Origin of the sequence: Brevibacterium sp. LE-L, from assembly GCF_050214925.1 — a bacterium.
Lineage (GTDB): Bacteria > Actinomycetota > Actinomycetes > Actinomycetales > Brevibacteriaceae > Brevibacterium.
Genome location: NZ_CP189759.1, coordinates 1,305,177 through 1,320,990, shown reverse-complemented (window position 1 = coordinate 1,320,990; position 15,814 = coordinate 1,305,177). Strand labels below are relative to the sequence as shown.

Genomic DNA, 15,814 nt, shown 5'->3' with positions numbered 1-15,814 from the left:
TCTCGTCCCGCAGGACGGTCCGTGCGCGTGTCATGAGTTCGTCGTCGGGATGGTGGTGGTCTCGGCGTCGCCCGCGGCCACCCGGGTGAGAACCCGCGTGTCCTTGTGATCCTCCGGATCGCTCTCCCCCGCCGAGGCGGTCCCGCCGTCCCCCGAAGCCGTGCCGTCGGCGACCGGTCCGGCGGAGAGGGCGCTTCCGGTGTAGAAGCTCGGCGCCGAACCGACGTCGTCGCCTCCGCTGCGGTTCCCCGAGGACTTCCGGTCCTCGTCCTCGAAGAAGGCGATGACCTGCGGCGGGAGCTTGCCGTTGCCGGGGCCGAGACTCTGATGGTTCGCGTGCGCCACGGCACGGTCGGAGCCGCGTTCGAGCTTGGCCAGCTGCAGCTTCTTCTTCCGTTGGATCGCGAGTCGGCGTTTGGCCAGCTTGTGCTGGGTCCGGATCCGTTTGCGCTCGCGCCGGTCGCGTTCCTTCTCCATCGCCGCCGGGCTGACTCCCAGCAGCAGACTCTTGGCCGCGAGGTACCCGCCGATGCCGAACCCGAGGCCGATCGCGATGATCGAACCGAGCACGAGCACTCCGGCGAGGATGGCGAAGAAGATCAGCCATGAGGTGCTCATCGGCGGTTCACTGGCCACCGGTGCCGCATTCGGGTTCTGCGCGGGGTCGACGGCCGGAGCGTCGCCCCCGCCGGAGCCCCCATCGTCCTTCTTCTCATCCTTGTTCTCGGACGACTTCCTCTCGTCATTCTCGTTCTTCTCCGCATCCTTGCCGGCGGCGGCACCGGAAGCGGCGAAGTCGACGGGGGTGAAGGATTCGTTGTTGGCGTTGTCGACGCCGTGGGCACCGATCGTGATGATCCCGCACTGGACCTCGCCGCAGTCGACCTCGGTCTCGTTCTGGGACCGGTCGTAGGTTGTGAACTTCTGGCCGGGGATCTTGATGGTTCCGCTCCAGGTGCCGTTCGCCGCGACTTCACCGCCATTGGCGGCATACGCCGTGCTTGAGCCGGGGAAGGTCACGAACAGCTGGTATCCGGCCGGTTTGGTCTCATCGTCGTACACGTAGCGGTAGTTCGACCCTGTGACTCCGCCCTTGCTCGGCCGCCATCCGCCGGAAGCGTCGTCGACCCAGCCGAAGAGGACGTAGATTCCTCCGAACCCGCCTTCGACGGATTGGAAACCCGATCCCGAAAGCCCCAGTTCGGACTCACCATCGGCCTTCGGGGTGCCGGACACGGACACCTTCGGGGCCGCCTCGGCGGGGGTGGGGTTGAGCATCGTCGCCGTCAGGCCCACGGCCACGGCCAACAGCGCGGAGATCGTGATGAGCGCGAGGATCCGCTTCACCGGTACCGAGGCGATGGTCCGGTTGAGTGCGTTGTCAAGCATGGGTCAGTCTTCCTTTCGGCCGGCACGAACGGGCACGACCAGCGGTGCTCCGGTGTTCGGGTCGGCCAAGATGGATACGGGGTAGTCGTAGACGTCGCTGATGCGGTCGGCGGTGAGCACCTCGGCGGGTGGACCGTCGGCGATGATCGATCCGTCGGAGATCATCGCGATCCGGTCCGCGTAGGCACCGGCGAGGTCGAGGTTGTGGACGATGATGACCACGGCTCCGCCGGTGGAGGCGTAGTCGCGGGCCTGCTGGAGGACGAGCTCCTGGTGGCGGATGTCCATCGGCGCGGTCGGTTCGTCGAGCAGCAGCGCCGGGGTCGCCTGCGCGAGCACCCGGGCCAGGGCCACGCGGGCCTTCTCACCTCCGGACAGGGAGGTGAACTTCCGGGCCGCGAACTGCACGGTCTCGGTCCGCGACATCGATCCGGCGACGATGAGGTCGTCGTGCTGGGATTCGCGCATGCCCGCCCACGGGGAGCGGCCCATCTCGACGACCTCGAGGACGGTGAACGGGAACGCCATTCCGATGTCCTGGAGGAGGACCGCCCGGCGCATCGCCAGTTCGCGGGTCGACCAGGAGTACTCCACCTCGTCGTCGATGAACACCTTCCCGGCTTCGAGTTCGACGTCGGCGGTGATGACGTTGACGAGCGTCGATTTGCCGGCACCGTTGGGGCCGACGATGGCGAGCACCTCCCCGCACCGGATGTCGAGGTCGATGCCGTCGAGAATAGTGCGTTCGCCGAAGCTGACCTCGGCTCCGCGCACGGAGATGATGGGTTTGCCGGCGACGGGGAAGTCCGGGCGGCGGACGGCTGATCTGCCTACGGTGATGATGCTCATGCCCAACCTCCGGATTCCTTGCGGCTGCGTCTGATGAGGTAGAAGAAGAACGGTCCGCCGACCAGCGAGGTGAGCATGCCGATCGGCAGATCGGCGAACTCGACGAGGGTGCGGGCGGCGAGGTCGGCGATCGAGAGCAGCACGGCACCGCCGAGCACGCTGGCCGGCAGCAGCAGCCGGTGGCCGGGGCCGATGATCATGCGGATGATGTGCGGGACGACGAGGCCGACGAAGGCGATGATCCCGCAGAATGCGACGGCCGCGGACACGAGCAGGGCGACGACGGCCATAACGATGATGCGCAGCCGTTCGACGTTGATGCCGACGTGGCGGGCGCTCTTCTCCCCGAGTGAGAGGATGTCGAGTCCCGGTGCCAGGGTCTGGGCGATGATGATCCCGAACACGATGAGCGGGAGGATGAGCCCGACCTGCGACCACAGGCTTCCGTTGAAGCTGCCCATCTGCCAGAACACGATCTGCTCCCTCGCCGAGGTGGGGGCGGCGAAGGTGATGTACGCGATCGCGGCCCCGGCGATCGCATTGACCGCGACACCCGTGAGCACGAGCGTGATCACCTCCGTGCGTCCGCCTGACCGGGAGACCGTGTAGACGATGAAGGTCGTGATCAGGCCGCTGACGAAGGCGAAGGTCGGGGTGGTGAACGCGCCGAGGAAGGACCAGCCGAAGAGGATCGAGGCGCTGGCCCCGACCGCGGCTCCGGAAGAGACTCCGACGACTCCGGGTTCGGCCAGTGGGTTGCCGAAGACACCCTGCATCATCGCCCCGGCCACGGCGAGCGCGGCACCGACGAGGACGGTCATGACGACGCGGGGGAAGCGCACCTGCCACAGGGCCTCCTCACCGAAGTCATGGCTGGGTCCCGGCAGCCAGTCGAGTCCGACCTTGTTCAGAAGCGAACCGACGACTTCGAGCGGTGGGATGAAGAGCTGACCGATCGCAGCTGAGAGCACGCAGGCGGCGATGAGGGCGATGATGAGGATGAGGAACAGGGTTCCTGCCCGCGCGGTGCGCTGACCGCGGATGCGTCCGAGGTCGAGGCCGTCGCCCTTTCCTGCGGGATTGAGACGGCTCGTCGGTTCAGCGCGGTTTCCTGCTGCGGAGTCGGCAGAGCTGTCACCACCCTCGCCGAGGCGGTCGCGGCGGGAGCGACGCAGTGAGCGGTCCCGTATCTCGGTGGACTCACTCATGCCTCATCCTCTTCCAGTTCCTCATTGATCTCTTTCAGACGCTTTTCGATGGACTTCGGCGGATGGTCAGGGTGGTAGGCGAGCTCGGGGGCGTAGATCGCGGTGCCGAGTGCCGCGAGCACCTGTGCCGAACGCGGGCCGAAGCTCATCACCTCGTAGTCGCTCATGTCGACGAGCCGACGGTTCTTGCCCGCCGGCGTCTGTTTGATGCCGGGCAGTTCGAGGGCCTTGTCGATGCCTCCGACCGAGGCCAGTCCCAGGGTCATGACGATGATGACGTCCGGTGCTGCCTTGATGAGGGCCTCTGAGTTCGTCGGTGACATGCCTTCGAATCCGACTTCGGCGGCGACGTCGCGGGCGGAGACGGACTGGATGAGCGAATCTGCTCCGGAGCCGACCCCGAACCAGTAGTAGATATTGCCTCGCAGGTAGAGGAAGACCGTCCGCGGGCGGTCGGCAGGATCCTCGGGAGCAAGCTTCGCGACTGCCTTCTGCGTGTCGTTGATCTCACGGACGGTGCGTTCGGCGAGTTTGTCACCGAGCTCGGGCACACCGAGCGCCTCGGCGACCTCTCGGACCTGAGGACCGGCCGAGCGCACGCCCTCGGAGTAGGACGAGGAGATGAAGATGACGGGGATGCCGGCGTTGCGCAGCTGCAGCTGTGCATCATAGGGGCCGATCGTCGTATCCGTGAGGATGACGTCGGGCGAGAGCGCGAGCACCGCCTCGGCGTTGATCTCGTGCCCGCCCTGGGTGATCAGCGGCAGCTGCTCGGCGCCGGGCACGAGCTGGGAGAAGTCGGTGGCGATGTCGCGGCCGACGAGGTTGCAGCCGAGGCCGAGGCCGACCACGGCGGCGGCGATCCCGCCGTTCTGGTTCATCGCCAGGATCCGGTCGGTCTTCTTCACCGTCTGCGCAGGACCATCGTTGCTCTTCACCGTCACCGGCAGATTCGCTTCGTGTGCGGCGGTGTCGGAGACCGGCGGGATCTCTCCGGCCTGGGTGTAGGCGGTCGTCTGCCCCGTGATCGCCGTCGGGTCCGGCAGCGCCGAACGGTCGACTTCGGGAACGTCGGGCATGTCCGGCGTCGATCGGGCGGGAGGCTGCTGACAGCCGCCCTCACTTTGGGCGTTGATCGATCCGATGTTGTGGATTCCGTTGTTCCATAACAGGATCGCCAGCACCAATCCCCCGGCGAACCAGGCGGTCCGGCGGAACGATCGGCGGCGCACAGTCCTGCGCAAAGACCACTTCTGCATGAGTTACTCGAACATTCCTGAAAGTCATTTAGTTAAGGCAAGGCTATACATTCATAAGTGAGGCTTACCTTGGCTTTTTAGGTTATGTCTGTGTAGTCTATATACCGTTCAGCGAATCCACAACTTCGGCTGATGATGAATCCAGGATCTTTTCGGATGCCTGGCGGCACGCGGTCTTCGCCGTGTACGACGTTGAAAATGAGGAGAATCTATGACGCACAAGAGTGCGCGCGCACGGGCCGGGAAGGCTCGGCGCTTCACTTCGCCGCTGGCGGCGGGGGCGGCGATCGCGGCCGCCACCGGCCTGCTGGGAATGGGCATGAGCGCCCCGGCGTTCGGCGCAGTCGACAAGACCGTCGACGACGCCGTGTTCAATTGGTCGGTCAACGACGAATCCACCGGCGGCGCCTACTTCGGTGGGTGCAACTTCCTCATCGCCGGTGAGGCCGGAGACACGGGCATGGCCCGGATCTGGACAGCCGACGATGCCGGAACCATCTACCCGGTCGACGATGACGGCAACTTCACCGACGGGAACACCTCGATCGTGAAGACGAACGGCAAGGCGTCGAACTTCGCCGACCGCTGCACCGATGGTGACGGAAACTCGGTCAACGGCAAGGTCAACGCCGAAGCAGAGAACAACCACACCGGTGACCACATCGAGATCGCGAACGGCACGGGTACTGTCGACCCCGACAAGGACAGCGCTTCGATCCAGTGGGAGGGCTCCTGGTCCTTCGCCTACTACGGCGGCATGACCTACTGGACGATCTCGGATCCGAAGCTCGAGGTCAAGGACGGCAAGGGCACGATCACGGGAACCTATTCGGGCTTTGGCGCCGATATGGACGACCTGAGCATCTGGAAGAAACTCGATGCTCGCGACGGCGATATCGTCGAAATCCAGCAGGGCGAAGTCGACGTCACCGACGACGGCTTCGAATTCACCCCCGACTACCTCGGCGTGGAGACCGACACCGACGGCCGCAACCTGCAGTCCGAGAAGACCGCGGAGAACGAGTCCTGGTGGGGTGCGATGCCACAGGACTGGATCGACTTCAACGTCGAGACCGGTCAGGACTCGTACTGGTACACCACCGCCGGAGCGAGCACGTCGATCCAGCCGCGGAAGAAGACCAACCCGCTGACGGTCGAATACACCGCGCAGGCCCCGGCGCCGAAGGTTTCGACCTCACATTCGGTGAAGTCGGCCAGCGCCGATGACGGTCTCACCGTCAACGTCACGGGCGACGGCTACGACAACCTCCCCGAGGCCAGCACCGGCAAGCCTTCGGCGGGTGCCTACGCGGCGATCGTCGACCGTGACCTGGCGAGCAAGGACGTCACGGCCGGCAACACGACCGCCGTGCAGTACGTGATGCCTCCGCAGATCAAGGACGGCACAATCGACGTCGACGTGAACGCGAAGGCGACCGACCTCGACGAGTCCAAGGACTACGACGTGCTCACCTGGGTCGCCCATGGCCTGCCCACCGGTGACGCCGAGCTCTACCGCGAACCCATCGACCTGACCGATGAGCAGAAGAACGCCTTGTTCCCCGGTGAGGATGATGAGGATGACGCCGCAGCCGACGGTGCCGAGGCCGGTGACGACGGCGCTGCCGACGGTGCCGAAGGCGACAACGACGGTGCAGAAGGCACCGACGAAGGCGCCGCCGACGCAGCCGAAGGTGAAGCCGATGGCGCCGAAGGCACTGACGATGGTGCAGCCGACGCTGCTGAAGGCGAGGCAGACGACAATGCCGCCGAAGGTGACACCGACGGTGCCGAGTCCGACGATGAGGGTGCTGCTGACGCCGCCGAGGGCGATGACAACGGCGCTGCCGATGCTGCTGAAGGCGACAACGACGGTGCAGAAGGCGCCGCTGATGCTGCGGAAGGCAACGATGACGGCGCAGCCGATGCAGCCGAAGGTGATGCCGACGGTTCCGATTCGGATGCCGGTGGCGCTGCCGACGGAGATGATTCCGATGGCGGCTCCGATGGAGACGAGGATAAGCCTGCCAAGCCTGTCGTCAAGGACCAGACCGTCGGCAAGGACCGACTCGTCAAGGGCACGACCACCCCGAACGCCGAGGTGAACCTCGCGTGGACCCCTGTGGTCGACAAGGACGCCGGAAGCCAAGTCAAGGCATTCGCCGCGACTGTCCCGGCCGAGGACAACGTCACGGTGACCGCCGATGGTGAAGGCAACTTCTCCGCCAAGGCGCCGAGCGCCAAGGGCACTTACGCCTACTCGGCCATCACCACAGTCGACGGTGTGCCCTCCGACCCCGCCGAGTTCACCGTCACTGTGAACGAGGACGAGGCCGCCGATGACGACGCCGGCAGCGCAGGCGACTCGGACGGCGGATCAGCAGACGGAGCCGGAGACAACGCTGCGACCGATGGCGCCGAGGCCGGTTCCGACAGTGGTTCGAGCGCGTCTGAAGGTGCGGCCGACGGTGCCGAGGCCGACGCTTCCGGCTCCGACGACAGTGCCGGTTCGGGATCCGCAGGTTCGGGTTCGGCGGGATCGTCTACCGGAGGATCCGCTTCCGGCGGCTCCGACGGGTCGAACCTGCCGCGCACCGGTGCCGATCTGATGACTCTGCCGATCGCGCTCGGTCTGATCATCCTCGGCGCAGGTTCTGTTCTGTTCTCGCGGATGCGCAAGCGCTAAACTGGCCATAGACAAGTAATGTAGTGAGCCAGCGAGTCCGTCCCGGTTCGAAACTTGAGTTCCGAACCGGGACGGACTCACCCCTAAGACCCGCTATCGCGAACCGTCATTCGGATCGACGATCTCTCAAGGAGGAAACATCATGTCTGAACCGTTCTCCGCTCGCCTCAAGGCCAGCACCGCCACCATCCACGACGAGGTCGAACACACCACTTTCATGGTCGACCTCATGGAAGGACGGCTCGACTCTCGGGCCTACGCTCTCCTGCTCAAGCAGTACGAGGTCATCTATCCCGTGCTCGAGTCCAAGTCGCGGGAGTTCGCCGACGATCCGGTCTTCGCGCCCTTCCACGACGCCGGCCTCTTCCGCTCCGAGCGCATCGCAGCCGACCTCTCCGCCCTCGACGGTGCGGAACTGCCTGTGATGCCCAGCGCTGCCGCCTATGCCGCGCACCTTGCCGGACTCGAACGAGCCGACCAAGTCATCGCCCACCACTACACGCGCTACCTCGGGGATCTCTCCGGCGGCCAGGCGATCGGCGCCCTCATGGGCCGTCACTACAGCCTGCCCGCGACCTCACTGACGATGTGGGACTTCGCGGCACTCGGCAAGACGAAGCCGTACAAAGATGCCTACCGCCGCCTCCTCGACGAAGTGGCGTCGACCGGCGGCGACGAGCAGATCGTCATCGACGAGACCATGGAGGCCTTCCGCCTCAACGGTGACCTCCTCGTCGACCTCACCGACGCCACCGAACAGCGCGCGGTTCCGGTCGCCTAGTCACCGATCCGCAGACGCATGAGCACGGCCGCGGCGCCCGGATAGTAATCCGGGCGCCGTCCCCATTCCACGAATCCGAAGGACGCGTACATCGCCAGCGCCGAGGTGTTGCGTTCGTCGACTTCGAGGTGGACGACCTCGGCGCCGCGGTCCTTCGCCCAGTCGATCCCCGCGTCGAGCAGGACTCGACCGATGCCCTGCCCGCGGGCCGCCTCGGTGGTGGCGATGGTCATGACATCGGCTTCCGCACCGGATGCGGACATGACGACCCAGCCGGCCAGCTCCCCCGCCGAGTTGGTGTTGCCCTGCGTCGCGGTCGAACCGTCGAAGGTCCCGTTCTCCCCCGCCGAGGCGGTCCTGGCGGCGAACATGATCGTGCCGTTCTGTGCCTTGACCGACCAGTAGTAGCCGAGAGTCCACGCGGTGGGCCCGAAGATCGCCGCATCGTGGTCGGCCACCTCGGCGAGGTCCCACCAGGGCAGCTCGGCGATGGTCACGGAGGTCATCTCAGTGAGCTCTCGCGCACCGGGGTCGCCTTCGCATCGGGTTCGCGCAGGTATTCCGGGATCGGTTCGCTCAGTTCTCGACCCGCGGCGAGTTCACGTGCTGCGGCGAGGGCGAGGTATTCGGCACGGGGGTCGGTGATGGACTCAGTGGTCGTGGCTCCGAGGGTGTCGGGGTAGAGGAGGAACCCGCGGCCGAGCTTCTCGCCGATCAGGGCCGTTGCTGCGGTCGCCGACTCGACGGATGCGGCCTCGTTCCCTGCCTGCTCGGTTCCGAACGGGTCGAACCGACAACCGTTGGCGGCGAGGACCGAGGCGACCTCGAGCGGTTTCGCTACGAATGGTCCGGCGCTCAACGAAGCATCGGCGGAGTCATAGACGCTGAAGTAGACCTCCTTGCGGCGGGCGTCCGAGGCGATGAGGACGGGGCCCGGGCCGGTCGAGCCGGCTGCCGAGGCACTCTCCGAGCCGGGTTCGGGCGAGCCCCCCGCCGAGCTGCGAACGAACTCTTCGGCGATCGCGGTCTGGGACAGCAGGCCCTTGACCGGGATTCCGCGGGCCTGGCCGACGGCGATGCCGGCGGCGATGCCCACTCGCAGTCCCGTGAAGGGACCGGGCCCGATGCCGACGACGACGAGTTCGGGCTGGGCCTCCGCGGCGAGCACGTCGGCGAGCGCGGGACCGATGAATTCGACGTGTCGACGCTGGTCGTCGGCCTGCTCGGCGGCGATGACCGAACCGGTGTCCGTGTCGACGAGGGCCACGGAGGCCGACTGCGAGGTGTCGATGCCCAGAATGATCATGATTCGTCTCCCTCATTCGCTGAGCCCTCGCCGGGCAGGTCCGCGGAGGCCGGGTTTTCGACGCTCACGTTCGCAGCTGCCGAGATATCAGCCTGGATTCGGGGCATGCGCGCGGCCCAGGCATCCCCGCAGCCGGTGAGGTCGACGGTGCGCCGTTCGTCCTCAGACTCGTCTGCGCCGTCGACCCCGATCAGTTCCTCGTCGTCGGACTCGTCCCACACCGGGGCGATGGTGATGTCTAGATGGTCGCTGCTGAGCTGCTCGGCCATGCCGGCGCCCCATTCGACGACCGTGATCGACTCATCCAACTCGGAGTCGAGGTCGAGGTCTTCGAGCTCCTCCCCGTCGGCCAACCGGTACGCGTCGACATGGACGAGCGCAGGGCCGCCGCTGCGCGACGGGTGAACGCGCGCGATGATGAACGTCGGCGAGGTGATCCGCCCGGCCACGTCGAGAGCCGTCCCCAGAGATTGGGTGAACGTCGTCTTCCCCGCACCGAGGTTGCCTGTGAGAATGAGCAGGTCGCCGGCTCGCAGATGATCGGCCAAGGCGGCGGCGAAAGTGCGCATCTGCTCCAAGGATTCGAGATGGAACCTCATCGTCCGTCTCCTTTCCGTACTGTGCGGTCGACACGTGCGCTGAGCTGGGTGACGATCTCGTAGTTGATCGTATTCGCCCAGGTCCCCCACTCGGCCGCGCTCGGACCGTCTGGCCCGAAGATGACGACCTCGTCGCCGATGGCCACCTCGTCGTTTCCAGCGCCGATGTCGATGATCATCTGATCCATGGCGATCCGCCCCACGACGGGGTAGCGACGACCGCGGATGGCCACCTCGGCCCGGTTCGATGCCGACCGCGGCAGGCCGTCCCCGTACCCACCGGGCACGAGCGCGAACCGGGTGTCGGTCGCAGCGGTGAACGTCAGTCCATAGGAGGCGCCGTGACCAGCGGGAATGTCCTTGAGATTGATGACGGCGGAGACTAGCCGCATGACCGGTCGCAGCCCGAGGACCGTCGGATCCCCGTCCTCGAGTGGGGACAGTCCGTAGAGCGCGAGCCCCACCCTGGCCGAGGTGCCCGGACACGGTCCCAGGGTGAGCGCGCCCGGCGAGTTCGCGATATGGACGTCCAGGTCATCCGATTCGCCGAGGCAGCCGTCCGCGGCGTCGAGCACTGCCCGCAGCTGCCCGTGGGCGGAGGAGAAGACCGCGCTCTGCGCTGCGGTCTCGGGGCGTTCGGGTTCATCGGCGACAGCGAAGTGGCTCATGATTCCGACGATGCAGATATCGGTCGTGGCACCGGGGCCGCGGGTGGGGTCGGTGTCGTCGGTGACAGCGCTGCGGCTGTCTTCGGCGTGGCGGCGCAGCCAGTCGAAGGCGCGGACGACTGCTTCCGGTGACAGGCCGTTGCGGCCGAGGCCGGTGTCGATCTTCAGATGGGCTCGGGCCGTGGCGCCGGTGCGGCGGGCCGCCTTCGTCAGTCGGTCGAGGGATTCGACTGTCGACACGCCCAGTTGGATGTCGGCGCGCACCGCCTCGTCGAGGTCGGTGGTGGGTCCGTAGAGCCATGCGATGATCTCGGGCTCGGGGCCGAGCAGGCTGCGCAGGTGAAGGGCCTCGGGGATCGTGGCCACACAGAACTCACGCCATCCGGCCGTGAAGAGGACGGGAGCGATGAGGTCGACGCCGTGGCCGTAGGCGTTGGCTTTGACGACGCATTTGAGGCGGGCGGGTGCGAGGCGATCGGCAAGGACAGCGGCATTGTCCCGCAGGGCCGCCTCGTCGATCTCGGCCCGTACAAGAGCCTCGGGGATGTCGAAAGATGTCACTGGATAAGACTACCGCCGACACCTGCCGCCGAGCAGTATCGGGACGGTCTGCCGGAGCCGGATGGGGTCGATCTCGCAGAGGCGGCGCACCGACGAAATCTTCAATGTGAGAATGCACCGTCCCCGGTCAGCACCTTCGCTACGCTGTTTCCCCGCGACCGTCGGCGCTTCCGGTGACGGCGTCGCGGTTGCAGCCGACGAGGCGTTCGGCGAAGAAGAGTTCGCAGAACCGTTCGATGAAGAAGGAGACATCATGCACACCACATCAGGTCGCACCATCGCGATCGTGATCGCAACCGTCATGTTCGCGGCGGTCCTCACGGTGACCGGACAGACCGGCCCCGCTGAGGCGGCCGCGAAGCACTGCACCGGCGTCGAGGCGAACGAATCGGTCACGGCGGCGAAAGCCATCGAGGTCAAGCAGCGGTCGACGATCACCGCCGATATCTACCTGTGCAGTAAATCCGGCGACCGGTACGTTCGCGACAGCGGTCCCTACAAGGCGCGGCTCGGCTCTGACGGAACGACGTCGAGCAAGAGCGAAGGCGACGGGAAGACTCCGAAGGGAGTGTTCTGGATGCGCGACGGATTCGGCACCTCGGCGAACCCGGGCCTGCAGAAGGCCTGGACGAAGGTCACCCGTGATCATGTGTGGGTCGACGGCGACGCGACGAAGGCCGAGGGCTACAACACGATGCAGCTGAAGTCGGAAGGATACGAGGGCGAATCGCTCTACCAGCCGAAGCCGTATAAGTATGCCCAGGTCATCGGCTACAACGAGGCCCGCACTCCAGGCAAGGGGTCGGCGATCTTCCTGCACGCGAACACGGAGTCGATGAAGACCGCCGGCTGCGTATCGATGTACGAGTCCAGCCTCGTCAAGGCGATGAAGTGGGAGGGATCGACGGAGACGCAGATCCTCATCCACTGAGACGGAGGCCCACGGTTCAGTCGGTGCCGTGGATGAGTTCCTCGACCACCTCGGTGAGGGCATCGGCGAACCCGGAGGCGGTGACGGCCCGCCCTCCGGCGGCGTTGTGCACGAGCACGCCGAGACCGGCCAGCCGCGCCCATTCGCGGTTCGGGACGGGCAGGTCATCGCCGTCGTAGCGGTGCCGTGCCGATGCGGTCGCGGTCAGCGTGCCGAGGATCCCGGCCAGTACGTCGCCGGACCCGGCGGTGGCGAGGCTCGCCGGACCCGGCTCGGGCAGGACGACCAGACCGTCGGGAGCGGCGATGACGGTGTGGTGGCCCTTGAGGAGCACGATCGTTCCGGTCAGCTGCGCGGCCTGCCGGGCCCACCCGACCGGGTCCTGTCCGATGCGGCCGGCTGTGATGATTTCGCCGAGGAGTCGGCTGAGCAGTCGGGCCAGCTCGCCGGCGTGCGGGGTGATGATGATCGGCCGCTCGGCCATCCAGGTGCCGACCATCGCCTCGGCTCGCCCGATCATCTCGAGTCCGCCGGCGTCGATGACCACGGGAATGTGTGATTCGCCGAGGGCGTCGACCGCGGCCTGGACGAATTCGGTTTCGGGGTCGCCGGGCCCGAAGACGAAGGCGTTGACCCGTCCGGAGGAGCTGACCACCTCGGGATGGAGGCCGAGGACGTACTCGGCGACGAGCGGGGAGCCGAGATAGCGGACCATACCTGACCCAGTGCTCACCGCCGAGGTGGTCGTGAGCACGCCCGCACCCGGATAGTCTTCGGAACCGGCAAGGACCCCGACGACGCCGCGGGAGTATTTGTGGCCGCTCTCCTGCGGCCGGGGGAAGTCCGATCTGAGGTCACCTGAGTCGAGCAGCTCGGCGACAGCGAGATCTGTATCGAGTCCCAGGCCGATGTCGATGACGTCGATCCTGCCGGTGAACTCGTGCACGCGCGGGTCGATGAGTTCGGCTTTCAATCCGCCGAAGGTCACGGTGCGGTCGGCATGCAGGCGGGTCTCGGCGTCGTCGGGATCCGGGTCGAGATCGGAGGGCACATCGACGGCGATGAGGCTCCCGGTGCGGTGCGGGGCCCAAACGGCGATGAGTTTCGCGATGTGGTCGGGCAGTCCGCGCCTGCCGCCGGTGCCGAGGATGCCGTCGAGGACGAGATCGGCGCGGGAGAGTTCGCGGTACGCGTCCGCGCGGGCAGACTCGGCGGAAGTGGGGCCAGCCGCCTCGGCGGAGGTGGAAGCGGCGCTGGTGGGAGCGGCGCTGGTGGGAGCGGCGCTGGTGGGAGCGGCGCTCGCCTCGGCCGTCGTAAACGCGATGACCTGTGCTCCGGCACGGCGTGCGGCGGTCAGCCCCTCGTCGTGAGTGCGGTCGAAGAGTGTGATGGCGGTGACGGCGGCACCGCGCCTGCTCAGAGTCGATGCGGCGAAGAGCGCATCCCCGGCGTTGTTGCCCGGACCGGCCAGCACGCACACCCTGGTTCCGGCGACCTGACCGAGGTGGGTGGTGAGCGTGTCGATGCCGATGTTCGCCAGCGCCCGGGCCGCACGGGCCATGAGCGGGACGCCGGCCTCGAGCAGAGGCACCTCGGCTTCCCGGATGATCTCGCTCGGGTAGGCGAACACGCTCATCGACTGCTCCTCTTCATGACACGGCTGCTGATTCGACGTCGCCCTGCATAGGACCTGTCCCTGCACCGTATGCCGTTTCCACTTTCCAGACCAGACTGCCGGGTCAGTTTTCGGCCAGCTGTGCCAGCCGGCGACCGGCCAAGTGGGCGAGGAACAGTGCCTGGTCGGCCAGGCCGTCATCGCTGTGGCGAGCGCGCGGTGAATGGTTGGCCTCTCGTTCGTCGACCGGCAGGTTCGGCAGCGCGACACCGAAGTGCCCATAGGCGCCGGGCACGGCGTCGAGGACGCGGGAGAAGTCCTCGGAGCCGGGCAGCGGGTTGGCCTTGCGCACGGTCCGCTCCTCACCGAAGAGTTCGGTGAAGGTAGAGAGGAAGAATTCGGCTTCGGCGTCATTGTTGATCGTCGGGGGAAGGATCTGTTCGTATTCCACCTCGGCGGACAGCCCGTGGGCGGCGACGAGGTCACGGACGAGGTTGGGCAGCTCTGCCTCGGCGCGGGAGGTCACGGTTTCGGAGAACGTGCGGACGCTGACGACGAGAGTCGCGAAGTCGGGGACGACGTTCGGGGCGGTGCCGCCGTTGAACTGGCCGACGGTGACCACGAGCGGGTCGAAGATGTCGAAGCGGCGGGTGACGTACTCCTGGAGCTGGCCGACGAGCATGGCCCCGACCTGGATCGGGTCCTTGCCGGTGGCGGGCCGGGACGCGTGCGTGCCCTTGCCGCCGACGGTGATCGTCATCTTCGAGAACGCCGCCATGTACGGACCGGGCCGGGAGCTGGCGACGCCGAGGTCGGCATCGGCGGAGACGTGGATGCCGAACGCGGCCTTGACGCGGGGACCGGCGGCATCGAGGACGCCTTCGTCGATCATCTTCCCTGCCCCGTCAAAGCCTTCCTCGCCGGGTTGGAACATGAACACGACGTCGCCGGGCAGCGAATCGCGGTCGCGGTGGAGGAGTTTGAGGGCACCGACGAGCCCGGCCGTGTGCAGGTCGTGACCGCAGGCGTGCATCCTCCCTGAAGTGGCGGCGAAGTCGAATCCGGTCGCCTCGTTCACGGGCAGCCCGTCCATGTCACCGCGCAGGAGGACCGCGGGCACCACACCGGTCGAGTCGTTCTGCCGGGCGCCGCCGCGGAGGACGACGACGATCGAGGAGAGGTTCTCGCCGGTGCTCACTTCGACGTCGAGACCTTCGATGGCCTCGAGCACGAGCTTCTGCGTGACCGGCAGATCGAGTCCGACTTCGACGTTCTCATGCAGCGCCCGGCGGAGGGTGACCAGCCCGGGCGCGATGTCGTTGGCGTCATCGGTCGTGGGCAGGTGGACGCTGTCGGGCCCAGCGAAGGGCCGGGTTGCGGCGGGGTCTGCGGCAGTGTTTGCGGGGTCGTTGGGAAGAGAGCTCATGACCTGAGTCTATTGCCTGCTTCCACGCCCGTGGAGATGCGCCTGAGTGTCCGCTGCCGGGTGGCCTACCGTTCGGGCACCTCGCCGAGGCGCGCCCCCTTCCCATACATCGAGTGGGTGAAGTGCTCGGCGACACCCTCGATACTGGGGCTCAGCGACGGCCCTTCCCCCTCAGCGATGACGAAGGTCATCGTCAGGTGCGCATCGTGGGTGATCGACAGGTGGATGTTCGTCCCGCCGATGGCCCGGAAGTGCTCGAGCACGAGCCCGCGCAGACGAAACGACGGGGCACCGGATAAGGCAGGGACCACCTCGGCGGACTGCCAGGGCAGCCAGCCGGGGAAGCCGATCGCCTTCTTCAGCGCCTCCTTGGCCGAGAACCGCGCCGCCAGGGACGCGTCTGTGCGGCGCTTGCCGTTGCGTTTGAGCTGCTCGCCGGGTGTGAGCAGACGGTCGAGGAGTTCAGGCACCCGCTCGATGTGCTCGGCGAAACGCGGCACATCGGCGATATCGGTGCCGATACCCAGAATGGCCAT

14 protein-coding genes are annotated in these 15,814 nt (G+C 66.8%); 3 read left to right on the top strand and 11 right to left on the bottom strand.

Translation table 11 applies throughout. The features are described 5' to 3' along the window. Positions 1-30 precede the first annotated feature (30 nt). From ACQE2J_RS05895 to ACQE2J_RS05880, 4 genes are read right to left on the bottom strand one after another with little or no spacing between them, the layout of a single operon-like run. A complete protein-coding gene (locus tag ACQE2J_RS05895; protein WP_168216747.1) occupies positions 31-1,389 on the bottom strand; it encodes a hypothetical protein in 1,359 nt (452 codons plus the stop codon). A 3-nt stretch (positions 1,390-1,392) separates the two neighbouring features. Continuing rightward, on the bottom strand, positions 1,393-2,238 hold the full coding sequence (locus ACQE2J_RS05890; protein ID WP_101638844.1) for a heme ABC transporter ATP-binding protein: 846 nt from the start codon (positions 2,236-2,238) through the stop codon (positions 1,393-1,395). Further along, entirely contained in the window at positions 2,235-3,446 is a 1,212-nt protein-coding gene (locus ACQE2J_RS05885; RefSeq protein ID WP_101638843.1) for a FecCD family ABC transporter permease, read from the bottom strand. The genes ACQE2J_RS05890 and ACQE2J_RS05885 overlap by 4 nt, the downstream gene beginning before the upstream one ends. Then, positions 3,443-4,690: a heme/hemin ABC transporter substrate-binding protein gene (locus ACQE2J_RS05880; RefSeq protein WP_240688756.1), complete on the bottom strand. Its 1,248-nt coding sequence runs from the start codon at positions 4,688-4,690 to the stop codon at positions 3,443-3,445. Before ACQE2J_RS05880 ends, ACQE2J_RS05885 begins: the two co-directional genes overlap by 4 nt. Positions 4,691-4,916: 226 nt before the next feature. On the opposite strand from ACQE2J_RS05880, the gene ACQE2J_RS05875 reads away from it, so the two are divergent. Continuing rightward, positions 4,917-7,391: an LPXTG cell wall anchor domain-containing protein gene (locus ACQE2J_RS05875; RefSeq protein WP_101639127.1), complete on the top strand. Its 2,475-nt coding sequence runs from the start codon at positions 4,917-4,919 to the stop codon at positions 7,389-7,391. Between the two features lie 142 nt (positions 7,392-7,533). Continuing rightward, positions 7,534-8,172 (top strand): heme oxygenase (biliverdin-producing), encoded by a 639-nt coding sequence (locus tag ACQE2J_RS05870; protein ID WP_101639126.1) that lies wholly within the window; start codon positions 7,534-7,536, stop codon positions 8,170-8,172. Here ACQE2J_RS05870 and ACQE2J_RS05865 read toward each other — a convergent pair. From ACQE2J_RS05865 to ACQE2J_RS05850, 4 genes are read right to left on the bottom strand one after another with little or no spacing between them, the layout of a single operon-like run. Further along, positions 8,169-8,678 (bottom strand): GNAT family N-acetyltransferase, encoded by a 510-nt coding sequence (locus ACQE2J_RS05865; protein WP_101639125.1) that lies wholly within the window; start codon positions 8,676-8,678, stop codon positions 8,169-8,171. The genes ACQE2J_RS05870 and ACQE2J_RS05865 overlap by 4 nt on opposite strands. Then, positions 8,675-9,478, bottom strand: coding sequence for a tRNA (adenosine(37)-N6)-threonylcarbamoyltransferase complex dimerization subunit type 1 TsaB (gene tsaB / locus ACQE2J_RS05860; RefSeq protein WP_101639124.1), 804 nt, complete (start codon positions 9,476-9,478; stop codon positions 8,675-8,677). The genes ACQE2J_RS05865 and tsaB overlap by 4 nt, the downstream gene beginning before the upstream one ends. After that, positions 9,475-10,077 (bottom strand): tRNA (adenosine(37)-N6)-threonylcarbamoyltransferase complex ATPase subunit type 1 TsaE, encoded by a 603-nt coding sequence (gene tsaE, locus ACQE2J_RS05855; protein WP_135540223.1) that lies wholly within the window; start codon positions 10,075-10,077, stop codon positions 9,475-9,477. The genes tsaB and tsaE overlap by 4 nt, the downstream gene beginning before the upstream one ends. Then, positions 10,074-11,306 carry an alanine racemase gene (locus ACQE2J_RS05850; RefSeq protein ID WP_101639122.1) on the bottom strand — a complete coding sequence of 411 codons (1,233 nt, stop codon included), beginning with the start codon at positions 11,304-11,306 and terminating at the stop codon, positions 10,074-10,076. The genes tsaE and ACQE2J_RS05850 overlap by 4 nt, the downstream gene beginning before the upstream one ends. A gap of 253 nt (positions 11,307-11,559) precedes the next feature. Between ACQE2J_RS05850 and ACQE2J_RS05845 the strand changes: the two genes are divergently transcribed. After that, positions 11,560-12,237 (top strand): hypothetical protein, encoded by a 678-nt coding sequence (locus tag ACQE2J_RS05845; protein ID WP_135540225.1) that lies wholly within the window; start codon positions 11,560-11,562, stop codon positions 12,235-12,237. A 16-nt stretch (positions 12,238-12,253) separates the two neighbouring features. Here ACQE2J_RS05845 and ACQE2J_RS05840 read toward each other — a convergent pair whose 3' ends face one another. The 3 genes from ACQE2J_RS05840 to ACQE2J_RS05830 all read right to left on the bottom strand — a co-directional run bounded on the left by ACQE2J_RS05840 (position 12,254) and on the right by ACQE2J_RS05830 (position 15,814). Beyond that, positions 12,254-13,873, bottom strand: coding sequence for an NAD(P)H-hydrate dehydratase (locus ACQE2J_RS05840; RefSeq protein WP_135540227.1), 1,620 nt, complete (start codon positions 13,871-13,873; stop codon positions 12,254-12,256). A 103-nt stretch (positions 13,874-13,976) separates the two neighbouring features. Beyond that, complete coding sequence (locus ACQE2J_RS05835) at positions 13,977-15,278, bottom strand: M20 metallopeptidase family protein (RefSeq protein WP_426937302.1); 1,302 nt, start codon at positions 15,276-15,278, stop codon at positions 13,977-13,979. Between the two features lie 65 nt (positions 15,279-15,343). Then, entirely contained in the window at positions 15,344-15,814 is a 471-nt protein-coding gene (locus ACQE2J_RS05830) for a holo-ACP synthase (protein WP_426937301.1), read from the bottom strand.